We start from the raw sequence: 23,420 nt of genomic DNA, 5'->3' as shown, positions 1-23,420 counted from the left end.
CCAATCTCTGGCCTCTAATCTCTAAATATTCAACTTTTTTATATTTTTGATGACCATGAAACTCATCTTAAAAAGGATCCACACCCATTTTTACAGGTATAGTGTAGCTTTCTTTTTTTTATTGGTTTGGCCTGTTTTATATTTTCTATCGCGCAGACAATCGCGGTATAAGCATATAAACGGTTTCAGGCGGTTCATCATTTTTTGCAGCACCCTTATTTCGGGCATATTTTTTAATATTGATTATGAAGCGCCGGTCGATTGGAAACGCACCTATATTATTTGTGGCAATCATACCTCAAACCTTGATGTATCGGCTATTAACCTGGCTGTGAAAAATAATCATTGTTTTATTGGTAAAGAAGAATTATTGAGTAATATGGTGCTTGGTTTCTTTTTCAGAACGATAGATATTACGGTGAACAGGGATAGTAAAATGTCATCATTCCGGGCTTTTAAAACCGCAGCCGAAAGAATAAATAACGGGGTGAGTGTAGTTATTTTCCCCGAAGCAACTATTCCTGATGATTATCCGCCAACTTTATACCCATTTAAAAATGGAGCGTTCCGTTTGGCTATTGAATTAAAAGTACCTATCATCCCCATATCAGCACCTAATACCTGGAAAGTTTTATGGGATACAGGGAGTAAATATGGCAGCAGGCCGGGCATTTGTGATATATTTGTACACAAACCTATTGAAACGGCCCATTTAACTATAGATGACGCCGATACACTGCGGGATGAGGTTCACGAAATTATTAAACAAAAATTGCAAACAGCATGACCATCGACCAGGAAACAGTTGATAAAATAGCACACCTTGCCCGTTTGGAGCTTAGTGGCGACGAAAAGCAGGAAATGATAAAGGATATGAGCAAGATCCTTGATTTTATGGCTAAGCTTAATGAAATTGATACTTCGGGCATTGAACCGCTTGTTTATATGACCAATGAAGTAAATGTTTTAAGAGAGGATATAGTTAAGCAGCAGGTAACCCACCAGGAAGCTTTACAAAATGCTCCTAAACATGACGATGATTATTTTTTAGTGGCTAAGGTGATAGATTTGAAGTCTGAGAGTCAGTAAGAAGGGAAGACCGAAAGTCAGTAAAGTCCGGAAGTCCGAAAGACGAAAAATTAAATGTTGAGTAATAAGATGATCAAATAATCTTTCGGACTTCCGGACTTTCCGACTTTTCTGACTTCTACCTGTAACAAAACATACCCCACTACAGTCAAATCAAAAAAAAGTATGGAACCACTTATCACCCTTAAAGATATCGGACGTAAATATGTTATTGGCACTGAAATAATTCATGCCCTGAAATCTGTTACGCTGACTATTAAAAAGGGAGAATTTGTTGCATTGATGGGGCCTTCAGGTTCGGGCAAATCAACGCTGATGAATATTCTTGGATGCCTTGACACCCCTACCAAAGGCGAGTATATTTTAAATGGCATTGACGTAAGTCACATGACAGATAATGAGCTGGCCGAAGTTAGAAATACAGAGATAGGTTTTGTATTTCAAACGTTTAATCTGCTGCCACGTAATACTGCCTTAGATAATGTGGCCCTTCCGCTGGTTTATGCCGGTATTAATAAAGAAAACAGGCAGGCCCGCGCAAAGAAGAGTTTAGAGAATGTAGGTTTAGGTAATCGTATGGATCATAAGCCCAATGAGCTATCAGGCGGCCAGCGTCAGCGTGTAGCCGTAGCTCGTGCGCTAATCAATAACCCATCAATTATATTAGCCGATGAGCCTACCGGTAATCTTGATACCAAAACATCAATTGAAATAATGGGACTGGTTGAAGATATCCACGCCAGGGGCAATACTATTATACTGGTAACACACGAAGAAGATATTGCCCTGCATGCGCACCGCATTGTACGGATGCGTGATGGATTGGTAGAAAACGATTATGCCAATCCCAATATCCAAAAGGTTGACAGAAATAGCCCGGTGTTAAAAGAATTTGTTGAAGTGCCTGCCAAAGAAGGCAACGTTAAATAGAATTTATTTAGCCCACTGGTTGTACACCAATCTTAATACCATTCTGCCGAAGTAATTTAGCTTTGTCAACTTTTTAAAGGCTGACAAAGCTTGTGTTGGTTTACCTTAGCAGCATCCTAAAAGCTGGCTGGCAGGGCAATACAGTTCGGGATTAAGGCCAAGGGAACAAGAAATCGGATCTAATCCACCTCCGGGTCCCTCTTCAGGAGTAAAACAAAAGCATCCTGTCGGCGGGTCCTGTAAACCGCCTGTAACATTTCTTAGTTGTTCTCTGGTTAATTTTTTCATTGTTTGGTATGGGTTTTATTAAGCGTAAGGTTCGGGTTCTAAAATAATAAAACATATCAGAAATATATAATCTGATTTTTTAATTATTTTAATAAAGCTAATCGCAGGTTGAGCACAGCCTTGCTACAAATTCGGCCATATAGATAGCTTTTTCAGGCGACACGGGTTTGTGGTTGCCAATAATAAGGGTATGCTCCACTATCTCTATTACAAAATCATCATCCCGAACATCCATCACTACATTGCGAAAATTGCGATTTATCCCCGTAATAGCTTTTTCATGGTCATTAATCAATACATAAAATGTATCGCTAAAGGCTTTATCTTCTGCAAAATCAAGTTCAACGGGATGGATCAGCTCAATTATTTTATCGGCAAGGGTCTCCCGCCTTATTAATATGCGGCCAAAATCGTGCTTTAAATAAGCTAACGCCCAGGTTTGGTACTCGCAAGTTCCGCTGATGTGGCCTTTGCCCAAATTTCTTAACTGATTTTCTACAAAAAGCACGTAGCTATCATTATTTTGATGTTTTATTACATAGGAGTCCCTTACCTTAACATCAAGAGAGTGCTTAAATACTTCAAATTGTTCCAGGTGGAAATCAATCTCACCGGTAAATTCTATATGGAATTTTGCTCTGAGGGCCTGGTAGGCATCATGAAACCTGTCAATTTCTTCGGAGCAGAGTCCGGTGGTATCAAAGGGGTAGTTCAATATGTTATAGTTTAATGTTAAAACCCGGTCGCTATTGTTCGCTATTACAAGTATAAAATTTACCCGTTGAATTTCAAAGGTATTTAATTATCATTCAGCACTATTAGTTTACCACCTATCGACAAATCAATCAGAAGAGATTTAAAGGTTATTGAATTTTAAATATTAAAACTATTGCAAAGTTTAAAGAATAAGATATTTTTGTTAGCAAATGAAGAATACACATATTCATAAGTTCTTCATTGCTTATGCTAACAAAATATCCTAACTGTTTTCACATCCTTCTTTCCCTTTTATTGCTATTGAGCTTTAGGCTTAATACGTCAGCACAAAATAACAATTATGCGTATAAAAATATTGATGCATATACAGGTTTTTTGCAAAAGACCAACGAAGAAAATACAGCGCTTTTAAACAAAAAAATACAAAAACCTTATCGAGAATTTATTAATGAAAAAAATACAGAATTAATAAAAAGGTTAAATGAAAAAGGTTTTTTGTTTGATACCGTAGCCTATCCATATTTAACTTCAATATTCAATCATATCCTTGAGAAAAATTCATTGGATAAAAACAGGTTTCACTTTTTTGTAGATCGTACCTCAAACGTTAATGCTTACAGTTATGAAGATGGCACCGTTGTATGCAACTTAGGTTTGATTGGGCTTATGGAAAATGAAAGCCAGTTAGCAATGGTTTTTTGTCATGAACTAGGGCATGTTTTGCTTAAGCATGTAAACACCGCACTGGTAAGGCAGTTAGAAAAATATAATTCTCCTGAGTTTTTGGCACAGGTTAAGCATATAGAAAAACAACAATATAATACTAAAAAGCAATTGGAAAATCTGCTGGTAAGCGATGTTTTTGACCGCAGAAAGCATGGCCGCTCCCAGGAAAATGCTGCAGATTCTTTAGGTATGCTTTTGTTTTGTAATACAAGCTATGGCGCTAAAACAGTACCCGGAATTTTTAACCTTTTAGATTCAGCTGAAATCAAAGCAACTACCTGTACGATACATGCTTTTTTTGAGCGGGAGAGAATAGGGTTGGATGAAAACTGGCTAAAGCATGAAAAGAAAATGAGTTTCGGGGCGGCAGGAAAAAAAGAAATAACGGATTCTTTAAAAACTCATCCTGATTGTGCAAAAAGAAAAATTGCTATGGAATTCTTTTTTAACCATAAGCCTAAACCAGGCAACGACTTTTGGGTTGGGAATAAACAAAAATTAGCACAGGTAAAAAAAGTAGCCCTTTTTGATGAGGCTGAATGCTCAAAAGATATGGATAACCTGGGCCTGTATTTATACCAGCTTATTCAAAATAATAGCATTTTTTCATCAAATGCCTATATAAAAACAGCAACCTATAGTACAATGCTATCTTTAGGTAAACATTATAAAGCTCATAACCTGCACGAAGTGGTTAATAGTCAGTATGTTTCAAATAACGATAATGATGAATATGCCGTGCTGCTTAAATTGCTTGATAGCATAAGCCTGGAAAATTTGAATGACATTACAAACACCTATTATCAAAATAATAAACTTTTAATCACAATTTCTAAAAACTAACAAAAGTCCAACTCCCTAATCCATTATGAAATTTAAACTACTAATTATTTTTTTCGCCCTTTTAAGTTTAAAGGGATTTACACAAAACGCTACAAAAGCCTTTAATGAGGTGAAAAATGTGACTGTCCGTAACATTGGAGCCATTACCAAAAACAATGTTGTAAAAGGCTACTTCAGCTTTTATGAATTTGACAAGGCAGATAAAAAAAACGTCATTTACAAGCTAAATTTATTGGATGAAAATTTAAATGACCTGGGTACAAAAGAAATTACAGGGCCCAAAGATTGGGAATTGGTAGGCAGCGGTTACGATGGAAATAACTTTTGCTTTAAATTTTATGACGATAAAAACCGGACATTCGAATTAAAGGTTTACGACCAGGAAGCTAAGGAAGTAGCATCAAACATTTTGAAAATTAATTATAAGCCCAACAGTAATTCTAAATATCATATTTATCGGCAAATGGTTAATCCCGATATAAACATTGTAAACAATAATGGCTTTGTTGATTATACTTTTAATGACCCTAATGATGCTTTTATTGTAAGCTATGCTAATGGAAATTCTCAAAAAACATGGCAGCAAACATACCAGCCGGAAGGTAAGTCGAAATTTATGATACCGACATTTTTAAACGGGAATGATGAAATGATTTTAACAGCCGTAGCCCGTGTTGAAAAAGGAATGTACAATGCTAAAACGCAGCATACGATATTAGCAAACAACACAAAAACCGGAGATCAGTTATTTGATGTGTCAACAGAGTTTGATGATAACCATGTGGTGCCCATTAATGCTATTTTTGAAGACGGAAAAGTTATAGTTATAGGATTGAATTATAAAACTACAAAAACATTTACCAAGGCCCCGGACGGCATGGCCTTTTTAGAATTTGATAAAACCGGAAAGCTTTTGAAAAGTAATTTTAAAACTTTTGAGGAAACATTAGGTAAATATTTACCGATTGAAGACCATAAGCTAAAAGATGGGTATTATCTATATATACATGATGTTGTTAGAACCAATAGAAACTCAAACCTGGTAATAGCCGAAAAATTTAAAAAGGCTGTGGATGCCGGTGGGATAGCAATGTCATTATTAGGTTCCAGTGAGAGTGGTCCTGTAAAATTACAATTAGAAAATATGTTGGTCTTGGAATATGATTTGGATGGAAATATATTACAAGCCAAGGAAATACCTAAAGCTAAGGGCACCACTCCTTTATTTCCTTCTTACCTGGGCCTTTTATCCCCTTATCTTTTAGGTACCGTTGCAAATGCATTGGGCTGGATGGATTATATGTACACTTTAAAAAGTGAAGATAATGCTAACATTACTTTTAGTTTTGTTGATTATGACAGACTTGATGCCGACGCCAAAAAAACTAAAAATTTCGGACAAATAAAGTACAATAATGGTAAGCTAACTATTGATAAGATCCCTGTTAAAAATGAAAAAGCAACCTTTTCGCGTTTACTTAGGGCCAAAACTAATCATGTACTGCAGGTAAACTACTTTAAGAAAGATAAGAAGCTAACCATGGATATGATCAAGCTGAATAATTAATTACAAATATTTGTAGTTGCCTTTAACGGTTTAATATTTCAATATTCGTAATTTTTAAAAAGATACTCCTGGCAGCCTTGTGTTACCAGGAGTATTTTTGCTAATACGCTTTCATCCTCCCGCATGAGCAGGCACAATTTGCATCAGTAATGCTAAAGATCTTTAAAAAGTATTGGTAAAAGCCAATCCTGTCATTCATGCTGAACATGTTTTCACCTTTATTACACTCAACCTCGCCGTTTATAATATTAATGGTCATACCAAAGCCGGGTGTGCGGTTTGCAGCTTTATCGGCGGCATTAGGCTGCCATTTGCCTATCATAACATCATGTGCCGATGGTTTGGCGGTTTGCGGGGTCATCCAAAAATAAATAGCCGTTTTAAAAGCAACTACAGGATCGGTTTCAACCAGGTCGGGATTGTTCAGCAGGATCTTTTTATCGCCAAAAATACAATCGGAAGCATAACCATAATTGCCATTGTAGCTTAACTGTAATGGACCGCGGCCATAGTATTTTTTACCTGGTGCAGCAGGGTAGGTGTCATTATCAGCTATATAAGGTAACGATGTATTGCTTTCATGTATAAACATTAAGCCATCATTATATTTACCATTTTCACCATGACGGGTTTCGTGAGCAATATTTGCAAAAAAGGCGGCCAGCTCTTTTTTGTTGGTTTGCAGATCTTTTTCGACGCAAAAATTTCCGTAGTCAATTATATAGCTGCTATCTGGCTTCTTTTTGGCCCAGCCCTCGTTCCAGTCCTCATCCTGGCGGATAACGTCTGCTTTGCCGGTACTTTTATCTGTACGGATAAATTGATAGATTGAAACGCCGCGCCTGGTTATTTTAACTGAAACCAAACTGATTTCTTTTAAGGCCTTTACAAATGCTGCATAGGTATAGAACTTATTGCGCTGAGGGAATAAAGCATTAAATTGCGATTCGCTTAAAAAACTTGTTATAGCCGTTTTATGGGGCTGATTGTTATTTGTTGAAGCTTTATCAGTTGTATTGCCACATTTAAGGCTTGATAATGTTATTATAGCTATTAAAAAGAAGGGTATGATGATCAGGGGTTTTTTCACGATGATTTGTTTTTCAAAGATTATAATCAAAATGGAGATATTCAAAAATCAACATCAAATTTGATGATATAATTTATATAACGTTTAATTCCCGGTAGTGTTTCTATTATAGAACTTTTGTAAAGTTTTACGTTTAAAACAGCAACATTCCAAATCAAAACCCTAAATTCGAAATCGAACAGCCGAACTCCGAAATCAAAATGAAGATCTATACAAAAACAGGCGATAAAGGCCTTACATCGTTAATTGGCGGTACGCGGGTAGCTAAGCACCATATCAGGATTGAAAGTTATGGAACTGTTGACGAACTTAATTCATACATTGGGCTGATAAGCGACCAGGATATTACGCCGCATGATAAAGAGATCTTGAAACAAATACAAGACAGGCTGTTTACTATCGGATCGTCACTGGCTGCTGATCCTGAAAAATCACGGATGGTAATACCTGATCTTCACCTTGCTGACATTGAATTGCTTGAACAGGAAATGGATGCTATGAATGAACAATTGCCGGAACTGCGTCATTTTATTTTGCCGGGTGGAAGCAGTACAATATCTTATTGCCACATAGCACGTTGCGTTTGCCGCAGGGCGGAAAGAATTACTGTGCACCTGGCCGAAGAAAGTACAGTGGACGAAAAAGTGAATATTTATTTAAACAGGTTAAGCGATTATCTGTTTACCTTAGCCAGGAAAATTGGAAATGAAAATAAGATCCCCGAAAATCAATGGATCCCGCGGATAGGCAGTTGATTAGTTGACAGTTCATAGTTGATAGTTCATAGCAGCTGCATCTGAACCATTTAATTGCCATTTTTACTATGAACTATGAACCATTAACCATGAACCGCGATTAAATGAGAAAAAATATTGATAATCAAATAAAAAATATTATACTTTTGCGAAAAATTAAATTTACCGAATAAAAATAAATAAGAGAATATGTATTGGACACTTGAACTGGCATCGCACTTAGAAGATGCACCATGGCCTGCAACAAAAGATGAATTGATTGACTATGCTATCCGTTCCGGAGCACCTGTTGAGGTTATTGAAAACTTACAGGCGTTGGAGGATGATGGTGAGCCTTACGAAAATATTGAAGAGATATGGCCTGATTACCCTACAAAAGATGACTTCTTTTTTAACGAAGACGAATACTAAAGTACTTGTAATCAACAAAAAACCTTGCTAAGCAGGGTTTTTTTGTTCTCGCCCCTTTTTGGAATGGTTTTGGTTAATGTGTAAATATTATCAACTAAAACTTTACAAACATGAGAAGCTTACTTTATTTAATCGCAGTTATCCTGGTAATAGGATGGATCTTTGGGTTTTTCGTTTACCCGGTTGGCGGTGGCCTTATTCACGTTCTTTTAGTAATCGCTGTAATTGCTTTGCTTTTAGGAATTATCAGAAGGGCATAGTTTTTTGGTTCATAGTTGATAGTTCATGGTTCATAGCCGGATAAGTATTTTCTACCATGAACTATCAACTATGAACCTTCTTCAAAATCATCTCCGCAATAGCAAGATCTTCCGGAAAGGTGATCTTTATATTCTGATGGCTTCCATCTATCAGGTTAATTTTTACACCTGTTTCTTCAACAACGCTGGCATCATCAGTAAATTTTTCGCTGTAAACCTGTTGATAAGCCTTTTTTATTTGTGCCGATTGGAACGTTTGAGGGGTTTGCACCAGGTAAACATCATCACGGGTTAAACTTTTAGAAACAACGCCTTCCATTAATCTTACGGAATCGCGGCTTTTAACGGCTGTAACGGCATTTCCATATTCAATGGTATATTGGTATGACTTTTCTATAATTTGGCCGCTGGTTAAAGGCCTTACGGCATCATGTACCGCTATAAGCGCATCATCAACATCATCAATCATATCGAGCCCGTTTTTTACTGAATGGAAACGTGTTTGGCCCCCCGTTACTAATTGATGTAGTATTTTAAAGTTATGTGTTATGCATAACTGTTCCCAGTAAGCGTGATATTCAGCAGGAAGTACTATAATTATTGCAGGTTTAACAGCTGAGAGATGGAAAGCTTCAATGGTATGCATTAAAACCGGCCTGCCGCATAACAATAAAAACTGTTTTGGAACAGCAGATTGCATGCGGGCTCCGGAACCTCCGGCAACAATAATAGCGTAAGATTTGAGATTTGAGATTTGAGATTTGGGATTTTCTGAAGCCATCGTTAGTCAAAGCTATAAATCAATCTTAAATAAGCAAAAATGAAAAAGCCCCTTTAAATTTAAAGAGGCCTTTTTTTCTATAATTCCGAAATCGATTCCGACTTCCGAAATTAGATGATCAGCATGGCGTCGCCATAGCTGTAAAAACGATATTTTTCTTTTACTGCAACCTCGTAGGCATTCATTACATTTTCAAAGCCTCCAAAAGCACTAACCATCATCAATAATGTTGATTCAGGCATGTGGAAATTGGTGATCATTGAATTGGCAATGCTAAAATCATACGGCGGGAAAATAAATTTGCTGGTCCAGTCATTTGCCGATTTCAGTGTTTTATTTGCAGATACTGCAGATTCAATAGCGCGCATTGATGTTGTACCAACCGCACAGATCCGGCTTTTACGATCAATTGCCTTATTAACAATATTTGCCTGCTTCTCTTCAATAATAAACTGCTCAGAATCCATTTTATGCTTGGTAAGGTCTTCTACCTCTACCGGGCGAAATGTGCCTAAGCCTACATGAAGCGTAACTTCTGCAAATTCAATGCCTTTAAGCTCAAGGCGTTTCATCAGCTCGCGGCTAAAGTGTAAACCTGCTGTAGGAGCTGCAACCGCACCTTCGTGTTTTGCAAATATGGTTTGGTAACGCTCTTTATCTTCGCTGGTTGCTTTACGTTTTATATATTTTGGCAGCGGGGTTTCGCCTAAGATCTCCACATTTCTGCGGAATTCTTCGTCTGTACCATCAAACAAAAAGCGGATGGTACGGCCACGTGACGTTGTATTATCAACTACCTCGGCAATTAAAAGGTCATCATCACCAAAATATAATTTGTTGCCTACGCGGATCTTACGGGCGGGATCAACCAAAACGTCCCATAACCTTAATTCCTTATTTAATTCGCGTAATAAAAAAACTTCGATGGTTGCGCCAGTTTTTTCTTTATTACCGTACATACGGGCTGGAAATACTTTTGTGTTATTAAGGATCATTACATCCTTATCATCAAAATAATCCAACACATCTTTGAATATTTTGTGCTCAATTTTGCCTGAATCGCGGTGTAAAACCATTAATTTTGCTTCGTCGCGAATGCCCGCAGGGGTGTGGGCAACTAATGACTCGGGCAGATTGAATTTAAATTGAGATAATTTCATGCTAAAAGATATGAATTTTCAAGGGCGCAAATGTACGGAAATATTTTTGATTTAACCGATTGTAAAATGATTGCACTGATTGAATATTAAATGATTATGCCGGTTACTTTAAATATGATTTCAACGATTGTTTATTATTACACCAATTTTTAATAATAGTTTGAAATATTGTAACTTAATTGCAATTGAATGGTCTAAAATTATCAAACCTTGGTATCGCGCTTTATAATTAGTGTAATCAAAGTTTTTAATAAGTGAAATCACCCGGTAATAGGTGAAATCAATACTATAAGCTGCATAATCATTATACTATGATATTTTTAAAACTTTTCAGAGAAAGCTTTCTATTTGCCTATGATGCGTTAAGGCAAAACAAGCTGCGTACTTTTCTGTCATTGCTTGGTGTTACTATCGGGATCTTTACCATCATCTCCGTTTTTTCGGCTGTTGATACCTTGAAGAACAACCTGCAAAAAAGTGTAAATAAGTTGGGCAGCAACAGTATTTACATCCAAAAATGGCCCTGGGTAAATAATGAAGACTCACCATGGTGGAAATATCTGCAACGCCCCACTCCTAAATTGAGGGAATACGATGAGCTGCAGAAACGCAGCCAAACAGCTTTAGCAATTTCATATGAAATAAGTATTGATAACCGCATTGTAAAATATCAAAGTAATACGGTTGATGGTGCACAAATTGACGCTACATCGCACGACCATGATAAAACATGGAACTTTGATTTTGAAAACGGACGTTATTTTACTGAAATGGAATCGCGTGCGGGCAGTCCGGTTACCGTAATTGGCCACGATATTGCTACTGATCTTTTCCCCGATGGCGGGGCAGTAGGTAAGCAATTGAAAATAATGGGCAGAAATATTACCGTAATAGGCGTTTTTAAAAAGGAGGGAAATGATATTTTAGGAATTTCTGACGATAAAGAGATCCTGCTGCCTTTAAACTTTGCAAAAAATGTTCTTGATGTGCAAAATGCAAACTACAACCCCCAGATAGTTGTGCGCGGTAAAAACGGAATTAGCGACCTGGAAGTTGAAAGCGAAGTAAGGGGCTTAATGCGTTCCATCCGGCGCTTAGGGCCGGGGATAGAAGATAATTTTGCTCTAAATAAAACCACCATACTCTCCAACCAACTGGATATTGTTTTTGGTGTATTGAAAAAGGTTGGTTTTGTTATCGGGCTTTTCTCAATTCTAGTTGGAGGCTTTGGTATTGCCAATATTATGTTTGTTTCTGTTAAGGAACGTACCAACATAATAGGGATCCAAAAATCATTGGGCGCTAAAAATTACTTCATATTGCTACAGTTTTTGATCGAATCAGTAGTTTTATGTTTAATGGGGGGAATAATTGGACTAAGTATGGTTTTTGGGGCCACCGCAGCAGTAAAAGCGGCTGCTGATATACAGGTTGTGCTTGATATTTCAAATATAATTTTTGGAGTTAGCCTTTCAATCGGCATTGGCATAATATCAGGAATTATTCCGGCTTATTTTGCTGCCCGGCTTGACCCTGTTGAGGCGATAAGGAGTAATTAAGTCAGAAAGTCAGTAAAGTCCGGAAGTCCGAAAGATTAGGAAGGGTGGGTTTATTAAGTGAGTGGTTGTGTATGGTTAATGTTGAGCGTTTTTTTAACTCAATCAACCTAATCCAACTTAATCAACCCAATCAACTACTTCCATCAACTAACTCTCAACTGCAGCATAAAAGCCTGCTATCTTTTCAAATAATGTATCAGGCACAAATGGTTTGGTTAAATAACCGCACATTCCGGCGGCCAGGGCCTTATTATGGGTTTCGGGCATAGCATCGGCGGTTAAAGCTATAACCGGGATATCAGGGTTTGTTCTTCTTATTATCCGTGTTGTTTGAAAGCCATCCATTACGGGCATCTGAAGGTCCATTATGATCAGATCATAGTTATTGTCTTTAACCATATCAATGGCAAGATCACCACTAATGGCTTCGTCAACTTCCACCTGCCATTTTTTAAGGAATTTTGACGCTATCATCAAATTCATTTTGTTATCATCAACCACAAGGATCCGCATTCCCTGTAAGCTACGCTCAAGGTTAATGTTAGCAGAAGGCGATAACAACTCATTAATCTGTATTTGTTTGCTTATGTTAAACGAAATGGAAAAAGAGAATTGAGTTCCTTTTCCGGCCTCGCTCATTGCCGAAATATTACTTTGGTGAAGTTCAATTAAACGTTTTGTAATAGCAAGCCCCAAGCCTGTGCCCCCATAATCATTTTCATGGTTTTGCGACTCCTGCATAAACGGATCAAATATAAGGGCAAGGTTTTCGGCTGCTATACCAATCCCTGTATCGGCAATGGTAAATTTAACCGTAACCTGGTTGTCATCAATTGTTTCCTTATTAAGCAGAATACTTACTTTTCCTTTATGGGTAAATTTAATGGCATTACTTAAAAGGTTATTTAACACCTGGCCAAGCCTTATCTGATCGCCAATTAAATATTCGGGAATGGCATTGTCAACAAACAGATCAATTTCAAGATCTTTTTCGGTCGCCCTGGCATAAAACGACTGCTTTATTTTTTGGGCAAGATTTAAAATATTAAAAGGCAATGAGTTAAGTTCCAGCTTCCCGGCCTCAATTTTATTATAATCTAAAATATCATTAATAATAGCCAACAGGTTTTCGCCCGAGAATTTGAGGATGTTTAGGTATTCCAGCTGTTCGGGCGAGGGGTTTTCACTGAGCAGCAGGTTGGTAGTGCCAATTACAGCATTCATCGGCGTCCTGATCTCGTGGCTCATGATGGATAAAAACTCCGATTTAAAATGTGATGACTTCTCGGCCTGCTCTTTTGCCGAAATTAAAGCTTGTGTTGCCCTTTGCCTAAGCGTTATATCTTCTCCAATACTGGTAACTTCTTTTATTACGCCGTTTTCATCATAGCTTACCGTATTTTGCCAGCTAATATTACGCCGCTCGCCATTGCGGCATATTACTGAGCTGATATATTGAGCCTCAAAAGAACCAGTGAGGAACCACTTTGATAAACCATTTCTCTGATCTTCCGGTAAAAATTTTTCTAACCAGTTTAAACCCAATATTTCGCTTTGATCATAACCGAGTATATGACACATAAACTTATTGCAAAAAATCAGATCGCCATGTTTGTCAACAGATATTGCCGGCAGCTTAATGGTTTCTAATACCAGCTTATATTTATTTTCAGTTCTCTGGTAATCTATTTCAGCCTGTTTACGGTCTGTTATATCCTGTATGGTGCCAATAACTTTACGGACAGAACCATCATCGCGCCGTAATAATTTACCAACAATAATACTCAGGTACTTAACATTTCCGCTTGTTGTAATTATCCGGTATTGGTATGATGTATTGGCGATGTTTGAAATATCTTTTAAATGCTTTTTAAGAATATGCCTGTCATTAGGGTGGGCGTGTTTTACCAATAATTTGATAAAACTATTTTCGTTGGTGGATTTTTGATCAATTTCGAAAATGTTGTTAATCTCGTCGCTCCATGTTAGTTTATTTAAGGTGATATCCCATTTCCAGTTTCCTATTTTGGCTATAACCTGGGCTTCTAATAACTCCGACTGACTAACTTTTATTTTCTTTTCTGATAGTTTGGTTTCAGTAACATCCTGTAAAATACCAATAATGCGTTTTATATTGCCTTCGCTATCTTTTAAGAGCTCGCCCTTTAATACTTTTATATACTTTAACGTACTACCCGGGGTGATTAATTTATGCTCAAATTCAACTTCGCCAATTTTATGAATATTTGTAAAATAAGTATAAGCAGCTTCACGGTCATCCGGATGAATAAGGCTTAAATAATATTCAAACTTTTCTATATTTTCCGGTATGCTTTCAACCTCTAAAATTTTAAATAAGCTTTCAGACCAAAATGTCTCCCTGGTTGCAAGGTCAAAATACCAATTCCCTATTTTAGCAATTGATTGTGCTTCAAGCAATAAATTTTCATTCTCTTTTAAGGCATCGGCATATTTTTTCTGTTCAGATATATCGCTAACTGATGCAGAGATCCTCGAAGTATAATTTCCGCTCCTGTCATATACCGGTACCAGCCTGGCAACAAACCAGTGTCCTGTTCCAAAATCAGAAGGATAAGTTATTGAAATTGGTTCACGATGCTTTATTACATAATCCATTGCATCATCAAACTTTTTAGCCTTTTCCTCGCCTAAAACCTCGCTCAGTTTTTTACCGATGCACGTTTCTGGGTCAATTACCCGTCCTTCAATTCTGCTGAACCAGGTATTCAAACAAATTTTATTTTCATCAAATTCAAAAATTACATCGTTTAATGAGTTAATAAGCGCATCAAGTTTTTTACCGCTCTGGCGCAATTCCTCATCATTAACCAACAGGCTTTTATTCAAGTCGATAACATTGCACAGCGCTTTTTTAAACCTTAGCTGATAAGCCGTCATAACTAAAAACGATACGGAAGCAATAAATGTAAATGTTAACAGTAAAAGCACCAGTACCGTTATGGATATATATGGCTTTGGAGCAGTAATATATGCTATAACAGTGGTAAGTAAATTAAGAAAGCATATTGCTGCAAATTCCCACTTTTTTTTGCAAAACAGGGTTAACGCTATAAAAATGGTTATTGAGCTAAACAGGTAAACATGTTCAAACCCGTTTTTACTTAATAAAAGGCCGTTATTAATTACTAAAAAAGAGATAATGGTTAAATACCGGCTTGCTACGCTAAGCAATTTTGAGGAATGGAATGAAAAACCAAGTGCTGTCAAGCAAAGCGTACTGCTGATTAAACGCAGCCACAAAGGATCAAATGAATTATAAAAACACAAGTAATGAAGCGAAGGGCTTGCAATGAATAGCCCGATTAATAATAATTGGTAAATGGTATTATCACTTTGTATAAATAAAAGCAGCCTGCTTCTTATGGACATACTAATTGTTTTTTTAGATCGGTTATAGGTGGTGTTTTTAAAAAAATGGCATAAATTAAGAAGATAAGGCATGAAAATTTTACAAATTGTCAATCATCTTAAGGGTTATTAATACGCAGATTTAATTACATTTGTTGCAAATAAAATATTTTCCTATGTCGGAGACAGCACAATTAAAAATTGGCGATAAAACTTATGATCTTCCCGTAATTGAGGGTACCGAAGGTGAAAAAGCTATTGATATCTCAAAATTAAGGGACCAATCCGGTTACGTAACATTTGATACCGGCTACAAAAACACAGGTGCTACAAAAAGCGCAATTACTTTTTTAGATGGTGAACTTGGGATATTAAAATACCGCGGTTATCCGATAGAAGAACTTGCCGAAAAATCAAGTTTTATTGAAGTTGCCTATTTGCTTATTCATGGTGAGCTGCCCACTGAAAAGGAATTGAGCAATTTTCAATACGAAATAAGCAGGCATACCCTTGTACATGAGGATATGAAAAAGTTTTTTGATGGTTTTCCGTCAAAAGCGCATCCAATGGGTCAGCTGTCATCATTGGTGTGTGCTTTATCAGCTTTTTACCCTGAATCATTAAAATCATTACAAACAGAAGAAGAGCTTCATTTAAGCATTATTAAAATGCTTGCTAAAATGGCAACCGTTGTTTCATGGATCTATAAAAAATCATTGGGGCATCCGCTTATTTACCCTCAGAATAAATACGATTATGTAACCAATTTCCTGTATATGACCTTTGGGCAGCGTACAGAACAAATTGAGATCGACCCGGTAATTGTTAGCGCAATGAATACACTGCTGATATTACACGCAGATCATGAGCAAAACTGCTCAACCTCAACTGTACGTATCGTAGGATCGTCTGAGTCAAATATTTATGCATCAGTTTCTGCAGGGATCTCTGCATTATGGGGCCCGCTGCATGGCGGAGCAAACCAGGCTGTAATTGAAATGCTTGAAAAGATAAAAGAGGATGGGGGAGATACCGATAAGTGGATAGCAAAAGCAAAGGATAAAAATGACCCTTTCCGTTTAATGGGATTTGGTCACCGTGTATATAAAAACTTCGATCCGCGTGCAAAGATCATTAAAAAAGCGTGCGACGATATTTTAGAAAAATTGGGCATTGACGATGAAGTGCTTGCGATAGCTAAAAAGCTGGAAGAAGTAGCATTGAAAGACCCTTACTTTGTTGAGCGTAAGTTGTACCCAAATGTTGATTTTTATTCAGGTATTATTTACCGGGCGCTTGGTTTTCCTACTGATATGTTTACCGTATTATTCGCATTAGGCCGCATGCCAGGGTGGATTGCACAGTGGAAGGAAATGAAGGAAAACAAAGAGCCTATTGGTCGCCCGCGCCAGATCTATGTAGGCGCTGTTAACAGGGAGTATGTTGATATAAAGAACAGGTAGTTCTTTTGGGTTCATAATTGATGGTTCATAGTTCATGGTAATGAATTGTGAACCATTTTTTGTTTCGGGGAATATCATTGGTCATTAAGTCATTAGTCATTTTTTAATATTTGGTTCATTAATCGGCGAAATCAAGTTAAACATTAAAAATCAGCGGCCAAAAAAAAGCCCGCTGGTTTTAACCAGGCGGGCCTTTTAATCAATCCCAATCAACTCTGTTTTATTGTTTTATTAAAGTATAAGCGGCTGTCTTATCGTCTGCTGTTGGCAGGAAAGTTATTTTGTAGGTGCCTGAAGTGGGTACAGGAATATTGTTGTCGTCTGTAGATGCTAACGTTTTACCATCTGCCCCAGTTTTAGGAATCCCATAACCAATGGCCCAAGCGTGACTTTTCCTGACTTTAATTGAACCTGTAGAAACTAATGGAAGCGTAATAGTCCATAATCCAGTGCCATCATTGGCAGATTTCATATCCACATCATCACCGTCACTCCATCCTTTAGCGCCATCACCTATCACGCTGTAATATGCCGTAAACGGTGTAAATGAAATGGTTTTTGCATTAATGTTAAGCGTTACTGTATAAAAGCCCGGGGTAGCCGGAGCAAATAAGTTATTAGGTCCGCCAACCGCTACTGTACTGCTTGTAGCATTTTGAGGATCGTTAGTTGCATATTTGTTATCATAGCTGTTTCTACCCGGCACTATCAAAAACTGGTTATTGCCGGCAGTAAAGTTTAATACACCAATGTAAATACCATTGCTTGTAGCTGACAGCAAACTATCCTGGTGACTAATATCCCATCCCTGGTATGCGCCCACAGTGTATAAGAAAGATGTTAAATTGAACGGTGTAACAGTAAGTGAAAGCACATTTGAATATATAGGTGTAGAACCGGCACCTAAAGAATGCTGAACACGTACCTGTACTTGCGAAGTAACGCCACCAACTAAATTTAATTTCAACAATAATGTGTTAAAATCAGCAGTTGAATAACCTTGTACGCCCTTTTTAATACCTATTGTTACCGAGGCGGGTTTTGCCCAATTATCACCCACGGCATCTATTTGCAAGGTATTAGTTACGGCTGCGTTATAACCAAAATCAGGTTGTGTGAAAGTAAAAGTCATAACCTTTGACGTATCGGTAAGTTTTGTTTTATCCAATACTAATGTTGTTGCTGACGCGCTTAGGGCTCCTGGTTTACCCCCGTTTGTAGTTACCAAACTACCATCTTTTTTACAGGCCGATAGCATGAGCAGCCCAATGCTGCTCAATGCTAAAAATTTTGTTAATACTTTTTTCATTTTAATGTTTTTATTGATTTTAACCTAAATCAGGTATTATAATCTGAATAATTTGAGCCTGTATTAATAACCGGCGTTTTGCTTTAAATTAGGATTAACCGCACGGTCCTGATCCGGAATTGCGTACAGGTTACGAAAATCAGGCACACTGGTCCCGTTCTTTACTCCACCTTTAAATGGCCATAAATAGGTACCGCCTGTAAACTTTCCATAACGGATAAGATCTGTACGGCGGAAACCTTCCCAAAACAACTCACGCGCTCTTTCATCCAAAATAAAATCGGTAGTTAACTGGCCCTGGGTAATATTGCCGCTTGTGCTGCCTGAATAAGCACGTTTGCGTAAGGTATTAATATAGCTTAAAGCCGTTGCTGCATCACCGCCAGTGCCGCCTCTTGTAACTGCTTCAGCGTAAATAAGATATTGTTCAGCTAAACGGAATATTGGCATATCAACGTCAGAGAAAGCTGTTGTTGAAGGTGCCGAACCATCTGCATTTACGTTTCTGAATTTAGTAACCGCATAACCGTCATTAAATGAAGTTATATCATTAATAGCCAGGTTTTGTCCCTTTGTCCAGAATTCAGCCCTTGTATCAGGGTTACCATTATTAGGAAATACATCCGATGTATTTGCCGGGAATAAACTAACCAAACTGCTTGTTGTTCTGATACCTGCCCACTGGCTATCAACACCAAATAAAGTAGTAGGGATGGATCCGCCACAAGCCGCGTGAGTTAAAAAGGTTGTACCTCCGTAGCCCTGTGTTTTTGCACCATTATAGTTAATTGTTAAAATAAATTCATTGCTATTATTTTCGTTATCGGCGGTCATTAAGTTATCATACTTATCTATAAGCGTATAACCACCGGTTTCTATAACTTTTTTGGCATAGGTAATAGCATCTGTATAGCGGTCAGTTCCTGTATATACTTTAGCATTTAAATAGATCCGTGCTAACAATGCCCAGGCGGCAGCCTCGTCTGCGCGGCCATACTCATTTGCTTTAGGTTTAGCTAATAGCGGATCAATAGCTTTTAGCTCGCCTTCAATATAGTTAAAAAGTGTTTTACGATCTGTTTGCGGAGGAATAATTGAACCAACTGCATTAGCATCAGTTACGAATGGAGGATTGCCAAACAGGTCCATCATAACGGAATACTGGTAAGCGCGTAAAAAACGAGCCTCAGCGCTGTAATGACGGATATTATCGGCATCAGCACCTGAAAAGCCGCGTTTTGATATTTCGGCATCGGTAGACTGGCGGATAAAATCATTACACAAGGTTATCTGGTACATAGACCTGTAATATAACCCGGTCATAACAACGTTTCCTGATGACCAGCTCATAGCATGAAAATCGGGTACTCCAGGGTCGCCCCATCCAATTACCGCTTCGTCTGTAGGTAGTTCCTGGGCGTACCAAAGTAAACGAAAGAAGTCTGATGTACCCTCATCGATCCCTTGTACATCTCCTTGTCCGGATGGGCCCTGGTTACCGGTAAGAGCCATACTTCCGTAAACCTTTGCTAATGATTCTTTGTAACCCAGTGCGGTGCTGTACACCTTTTCGGAAGTTACCTGGTAGTTTGGTGCAAGAATTTTATTTTTATTGCACGATATTAACCCAACGCCTATAGTAGCGGTGACTAATAAAATTTTTAATGAATTCCTTTTCATATTAATTTCTTTAACAATGAATGTCTAATTATTTTACTGACAGATTTAAGCCTAACACGTACGTCCTTGGCCGTGGATAAAAATTGTTATCCAGGCCGTTTGAGATTTCAGGGTCAACGCCTTTATACTGTGTGATAATAAATACATTCTGCACGTTTGCACTTATCCTTAAATCGCCGGCTCCGTTGAACACTTTACCGAAGTTATACCCCAGGTGTATGTTATCCATCCTAAAAAAGGAAGCATTCTGAACATAGTAATCTGATAATACATCTTTATCGCTATTACCGGTCAAACCGCTGGTTAATACGCTGCTTGAGCCGTTATTGATTATACCTATAGGATTTAGGAAGTTACGCTGAACGCCGGTATTTGATGCTACGTTATTGTAAACATAGTTACCCAGGCTGGCGCGCGCTACAAAGCCTAAATTCCATTTTTGATATCTGAAATCAGAGTTTAAGCCGAAATATGCTTTAGGATCAGGGCTATGATCATGAAGGCGGTCTTTATCATTTATTATACCATCGCCATTTTGGTCCACAAATACACCATCAATAGGTTTTCCATTTGCGCCGTAAACCTGCTGATAATCGTAAAATGTATTACGGGCGTACCCTGGCTGATCAATTTGGATAAAGTTACCGGTACCGCCAGAAATGCCGCCAACCTGGATACCCGGATAATTTGGATTAGGTATGGTAGTTAAATTGGTGATTTTGTTTTTGTTGTAAGTAACATTAAAACCGGCTGTCCATGAGACACTTTGCTGATCAATTATTTTCCCGGTAATGTTAAATTCAACACCTTGATCGGTCATTTCACCAACGTTACCAACAATCTGATTGCTGAAATTGGTCCCCGCAGGTTGCCCAATAAGTACAAGCAAGTTTTTAGTTTTTCTGTAGTAATAATCAACAGAACCGGTAATGCGGTCGTTAAGGAAGCCAAAATCAAGGCCTGCATTGCTTGAATTAGTTCTTTCCCAAGTTCTGCCAGGATAATAACCACCTGGACGGTATAGCTGATAATACTTGTTATTGCCAAATTGATATTGAGCTGTTGATGTGCTCAGGCTATATTGCGACAGATACTCATAATCATTAATACCTTCCTGGTTACCTGTCTGGCCATATTCCAAACGTAATTTAAGCGTTGAAACAGTTGTATTGCCTTTCAGGAAATCCTCGTTATTAATTTTCCAGGCCAAAGCTACCGCAGGGAAATTTCCTGTACGGATGCCTGGTGCAAATTTGGTTGAAACATCACTACGCAAACTGGCTGTTAAGTAATATTTTTGGTCGTAGTTGTAGTTTAACCTTCCATATAATGATGTTAACTGGTATTCATTAATAAAATATGGATAATTAAATAACGAAGTATTAATAACTGTGCCGTCACTAAAATGGTTCAGATAACTGAAGTTAACATCTTTAAAATCCTGCCATGAATAACCGGCTATTACATCCACATGGCTTTTTATGCTTTTAATATCTTTAAAATAGCTTAAAAAACCTTCAAAAAGCTTATTTTGATTGGTTGATTTATACTGGCTGTTGTAGCCGCTGTGATAAGTACCATCTTGCAGAATATCATAGTTAGTTGCTGCATTTGGTTGTATTACATCATGCCCTGTGCCTTTTGCACCGTCATATGATAAGTTTACGTTAGCATGCAGATCGGGAAAAAAATGGAATTTGTAATCCATAGCCAGGCTGGCAATTGTACGATAAACTGTGCTTCGGTTATTCCTTTGCTCTAACATAGCTAAAGGGTTACGAGGGGCCAAGCCTTTAAGTCCGCTTGGGGTATTGTTTGGATCAGTCCATTGCCAATAGCCGCCATATGGGGCAAAGGCAGCATCGCCTGATGTAACCGGAACGGTTGGATTAAAGTTTACCGCAGAACCAATAACGCCACCTTCATCAGCAAATCTTTGTTTTGCTTCTACGCCCTTTAAGTTAAAATTGATCTTTAAGTGATCGGTAAATAAACTGGGGCTAAGGTTAATATTGCCGGTATACCGTTGCAATGAGGTTGTTTTTAAGATCCCGTTCTGATCAGTATACCCAACAGAAACACGGTATGGTAACTTACCGGTAGTACCCGAAACACTTAAATTGTTATCGGTGCTTACTGCGGTTTGATAAATTTCTTTCTGCCAGTCGGTATTGGCATTCCCCATTAATTTAACATACCTCTTGTCAGAAGTAGTATCATTTGCATTTATGTAAGCACGGTATTGGGATGGCGAAAGTACAGGTGCTTCTTTAGTTAATTTTGAAACAGAAAATTGCGTACTGAAATCAATAACAGGTTTGCCCGATTTACCTTTTTTTGTTGTTATGATGATTACACCATTTGAAGCCCTGTTTCCATAAATAGCAGCAGCAGAAGCATCTTTTAATATGGAGAAACTTTCGATATCGTTAGGGTTAATTAAGCTTAACGGATCAGAAATGCCGGAAATTTTTACTGTGCCATCAGGATTCTTTGATTCAGCAAGCGGAACACCGTCAAGGATAATCAAAGGCGCATTGCTTCCGTTCACTGATGCACCACCACGAATGCGGATAGTACTACCTGAGCCAGGAGCTCCACTGTTTGATATAATAGATACGCCAGCAACTTTGCCCTGGATTAATTGCTCCGGGGTAGTTACAGCACCCTGGTTAAAATCTTTTGCAGTAACAGTAGCAATTGAACCGGTAAGATCCTTGCTTTTTTGCGTACCGTAACCAATAACAACAACTTCATTTAAGTTGGTATTTTGCGGTTCTAAAGCAAAATCAACAGTAATTACTGAATTGCTGCCTACAGTAACGCTTTTTTGAAAAGCTATATAGCCTAAAAATTTGGCAGTAATTGAATAATTGCCGGGTTTTAAACCGGTAATGTTATAATTGCCATTAGCATCGGTGGTTGCTCCCATAGTGGTTCCATCAATGCTAACGGATGCTCCAGGCAGGGCAAGATTGGTTTCATCAATCACCTTACCTTTTATGCCGCCTGTTTGCGCAAATGCAATAACTGACATCATCAGAAATGCGCATAGGAGTACATACTTTTTTGAGTAATTTTTTCTCATATACTTCTTATTTTTTAAATTAATTAAGGGCATTATATGCCGGGTACAATTGGTTTGTTATTTTTGCTGAAACAGCACGTTTCTAATTTACACTTAGAAGTAATAAATGCAAATATTATGTAAAAGATAATTTTAATGAGTTTTATTGGGGTTGATTTAACCTTAAAGAAACATTGAAATGGAGGTTCTTGCTTTGATACTATTTAAATTTTTACCTATAATTTTGTGAGAAAACGTAGTTTTAAATTTTGTTAAGTGTAAAAATTACACAACTAACAATTTTACTAATATGAAATACATTTCCGGGAACGTTC

Annotated in this window: 19 protein-coding genes; 10 read left to right on the top strand and 9 right to left on the bottom strand. The window is 37.7% G+C overall.

Annotated elements, in window-relative coordinates; translation table 11 throughout:
• The first annotated feature begins 55 nt into the window (after positions 1 to 55).
• The 3 genes from BUE31_RS25495 to BUE31_RS25485 all read left to right on the top strand — a co-directional run bounded on the left by BUE31_RS25495 (position 56) and on the right by BUE31_RS25485 (position 2,019).
• Complete coding sequence (locus tag BUE31_RS25495; protein ID WP_073406779.1) at positions 56 to 787, top strand: lysophospholipid acyltransferase family protein; 732 nt, start codon at positions 56 to 58, stop codon at positions 785 to 787.
• Positions 784 to 1,089 carry an Asp-tRNA(Asn)/Glu-tRNA(Gln) amidotransferase subunit GatC gene (gene gatC, locus BUE31_RS25490; protein WP_073406690.1) on the top strand — a complete coding sequence of 102 codons (306 nt, stop codon included), beginning with the start codon at positions 784 to 786 and terminating at the stop codon, positions 1,087 to 1,089. Before BUE31_RS25495 ends, gatC begins: the two co-directional genes overlap by 4 nt.
• Before the next feature lie 165 nt (positions 1,090 to 1,254).
• Positions 1,255 to 2,019 (top strand): ABC transporter ATP-binding protein, encoded by a 765-nt coding sequence (locus BUE31_RS25485; protein ID WP_073406689.1) that lies wholly within the window; start codon positions 1,255 to 1,257, stop codon positions 2,017 to 2,019.
• Between the two features lie 105 nt (positions 2,020 to 2,124).
• Here the strand turns inward: BUE31_RS25485 and BUE31_RS30825 are convergent, their stop codons facing one another.
• A complete protein-coding gene (locus BUE31_RS30825; protein WP_143167259.1) occupies positions 2,125 to 2,307 on the bottom strand; it encodes a hypothetical protein in 183 nt (60 codons plus the stop codon).
• 97 nt (positions 2,308 to 2,404) lie between these two features.
• The gene (locus BUE31_RS25480; RefSeq protein WP_073406688.1) at positions 2,405 to 3,022 is read right to left on the bottom strand and encodes a hypothetical protein; all 618 of its coding nucleotides are present in this window, start codon (positions 3,020 to 3,022) and stop codon (positions 2,405 to 2,407) included.
• 302 nt (positions 3,023 to 3,324) lie between these two features.
• Here BUE31_RS25480 and BUE31_RS25475 point away from each other — a divergent pair, with 302 nt between their 5' ends.
• Together BUE31_RS25475 and BUE31_RS25470 are read left to right on the top strand one after the other, a co-directional pair.
• Positions 3,325 to 4,593 carry a M48 family metallopeptidase gene (locus BUE31_RS25475; protein WP_073406687.1) on the top strand — a complete coding sequence of 423 codons (1,269 nt, stop codon included), beginning with the start codon at positions 3,325 to 3,327 and terminating at the stop codon, positions 4,591 to 4,593.
• Positions 4,594 to 4,618: 25 nt separating this feature from the next.
• Complete coding sequence (locus tag BUE31_RS25470; protein WP_073406686.1) at positions 4,619 to 6,160, top strand: DUF6770 family protein; 1,542 nt, start codon at positions 4,619 to 4,621, stop codon at positions 6,158 to 6,160.
• 100 nt (positions 6,161 to 6,260) lie between these two features.
• Here BUE31_RS25470 and BUE31_RS25465 read toward each other — a convergent pair whose 3' ends face one another.
• Complete coding sequence (locus BUE31_RS25465; protein WP_159440745.1) at positions 6,261 to 7,250, bottom strand: chitinase; 990 nt, start codon at positions 7,248 to 7,250, stop codon at positions 6,261 to 6,263.
• A gap of 200 nt (positions 7,251 to 7,450) precedes the next feature.
• Between BUE31_RS25465 and BUE31_RS25460 the strand changes: the two genes are divergently transcribed.
• The 3 genes from BUE31_RS25460 (at position 7,451) to BUE31_RS30820 (ending at position 8,676) form a co-directional block, all read left to right on the top strand.
• Positions 7,451 to 8,005 carry a cob(I)yrinic acid a,c-diamide adenosyltransferase gene (locus BUE31_RS25460; RefSeq protein WP_073406684.1) on the top strand — a complete coding sequence of 185 codons (555 nt, stop codon included), beginning with the start codon at positions 7,451 to 7,453 and terminating at the stop codon, positions 8,003 to 8,005.
• A 189-nt stretch (positions 8,006 to 8,194) separates the two neighbouring features.
• Positions 8,195 to 8,416, top strand: coding sequence for a DUF2795 domain-containing protein (locus BUE31_RS25455; RefSeq protein WP_002996718.1), 222 nt, complete (start codon positions 8,195 to 8,197; stop codon positions 8,414 to 8,416).
• Positions 8,417 to 8,526: 110 nt separating this feature from the next.
• Positions 8,527 to 8,676, top strand: a complete 150-nt coding sequence (locus BUE31_RS30820) for a lmo0937 family membrane protein (protein WP_143167258.1) — start codon at positions 8,527 to 8,529, stop codon at positions 8,674 to 8,676.
• 64 nt (positions 8,677 to 8,740) lie between these two features.
• Here the strand turns inward: BUE31_RS30820 and BUE31_RS25450 are convergent, their stop codons facing one another.
• Both BUE31_RS25450 and queA read right to left on the bottom strand, forming a co-directional pair.
• Complete coding sequence (locus tag BUE31_RS25450; protein ID WP_073406683.1) at positions 8,741 to 9,457, bottom strand: 2-C-methyl-D-erythritol 4-phosphate cytidylyltransferase; 717 nt, start codon at positions 9,455 to 9,457, stop codon at positions 8,741 to 8,743.
• A gap of 110 nt (positions 9,458 to 9,567) precedes the next feature.
• Positions 9,568 to 10,617 (bottom strand): tRNA preQ1(34) S-adenosylmethionine ribosyltransferase-isomerase QueA, encoded by a 1,050-nt coding sequence (gene queA / locus BUE31_RS25445; protein WP_073406682.1) that lies wholly within the window; start codon positions 10,615 to 10,617, stop codon positions 9,568 to 9,570.
• 311 nt (positions 10,618 to 10,928) lie between these two features.
• On the opposite strand from queA, the gene BUE31_RS25440 reads away from it, so the two are divergent.
• Positions 10,929 to 12,176 carry an ABC transporter permease gene (locus BUE31_RS25440; protein WP_073406681.1) on the top strand — a complete coding sequence of 416 codons (1,248 nt, stop codon included), beginning with the start codon at positions 10,929 to 10,931 and terminating at the stop codon, positions 12,174 to 12,176.
• Positions 12,177 to 12,323: 147 nt separating this feature from the next.
• On the opposite strand, the gene BUE31_RS25435 is transcribed toward BUE31_RS25440, so the two are convergent.
• Positions 12,324 to 15,587: a PAS domain-containing hybrid sensor histidine kinase/response regulator gene (locus tag BUE31_RS25435; protein ID WP_159440744.1), complete on the bottom strand. Its 3,264-nt coding sequence runs from the start codon at positions 15,585 to 15,587 to the stop codon at positions 12,324 to 12,326.
• Between the two features lie 155 nt (positions 15,588 to 15,742).
• Between BUE31_RS25435 and BUE31_RS25430 the strand changes: the two genes are divergently transcribed.
• A complete protein-coding gene (locus tag BUE31_RS25430) occupies positions 15,743 to 17,029 on the top strand; it encodes a citrate synthase (RefSeq protein WP_073406679.1) in 1,287 nt (428 codons plus the stop codon).
• 220 nt (positions 17,030 to 17,249) lie between these two features.
• Here the strand turns inward: BUE31_RS25430 and BUE31_RS25425 are convergent, their stop codons facing one another.
• The 3 genes from BUE31_RS25425 to BUE31_RS25415 all read right to left on the bottom strand — a co-directional run bounded on the left by BUE31_RS25425 (position 17,250) and on the right by BUE31_RS25415 (position 23,106).
• Complete coding sequence (locus tag BUE31_RS25425; protein WP_073406678.1) at positions 17,250 to 18,338, bottom strand: SusE domain-containing protein; 1,089 nt, start codon at positions 18,336 to 18,338, stop codon at positions 17,250 to 17,252.
• Between the two features lie 63 nt (positions 18,339 to 18,401).
• A complete protein-coding gene (locus BUE31_RS25420; RefSeq protein ID WP_073406677.1) occupies positions 18,402 to 20,018 on the bottom strand; it encodes a RagB/SusD family nutrient uptake outer membrane protein in 1,617 nt (538 codons plus the stop codon).
• A gap of 28 nt (positions 20,019 to 20,046) precedes the next feature.
• Positions 20,047 to 23,106 (bottom strand): SusC/RagA family TonB-linked outer membrane protein, encoded by a 3,060-nt coding sequence (locus BUE31_RS25415; RefSeq protein WP_073406778.1) that lies wholly within the window; start codon positions 23,104 to 23,106, stop codon positions 20,047 to 20,049.
• Positions 23,107 to 23,420: the final 314 nt, after the last annotated feature.

The sequence above is a fragment of the Mucilaginibacter sp. OK098 genome (genome assembly GCF_900142915.1).
Classification (GTDB): Bacteria; Bacteroidota; Bacteroidia; order Sphingobacteriales; family Sphingobacteriaceae; genus Mucilaginibacter.
This window is presented reverse-complemented; position numbering and strand designations above follow the sequence as displayed.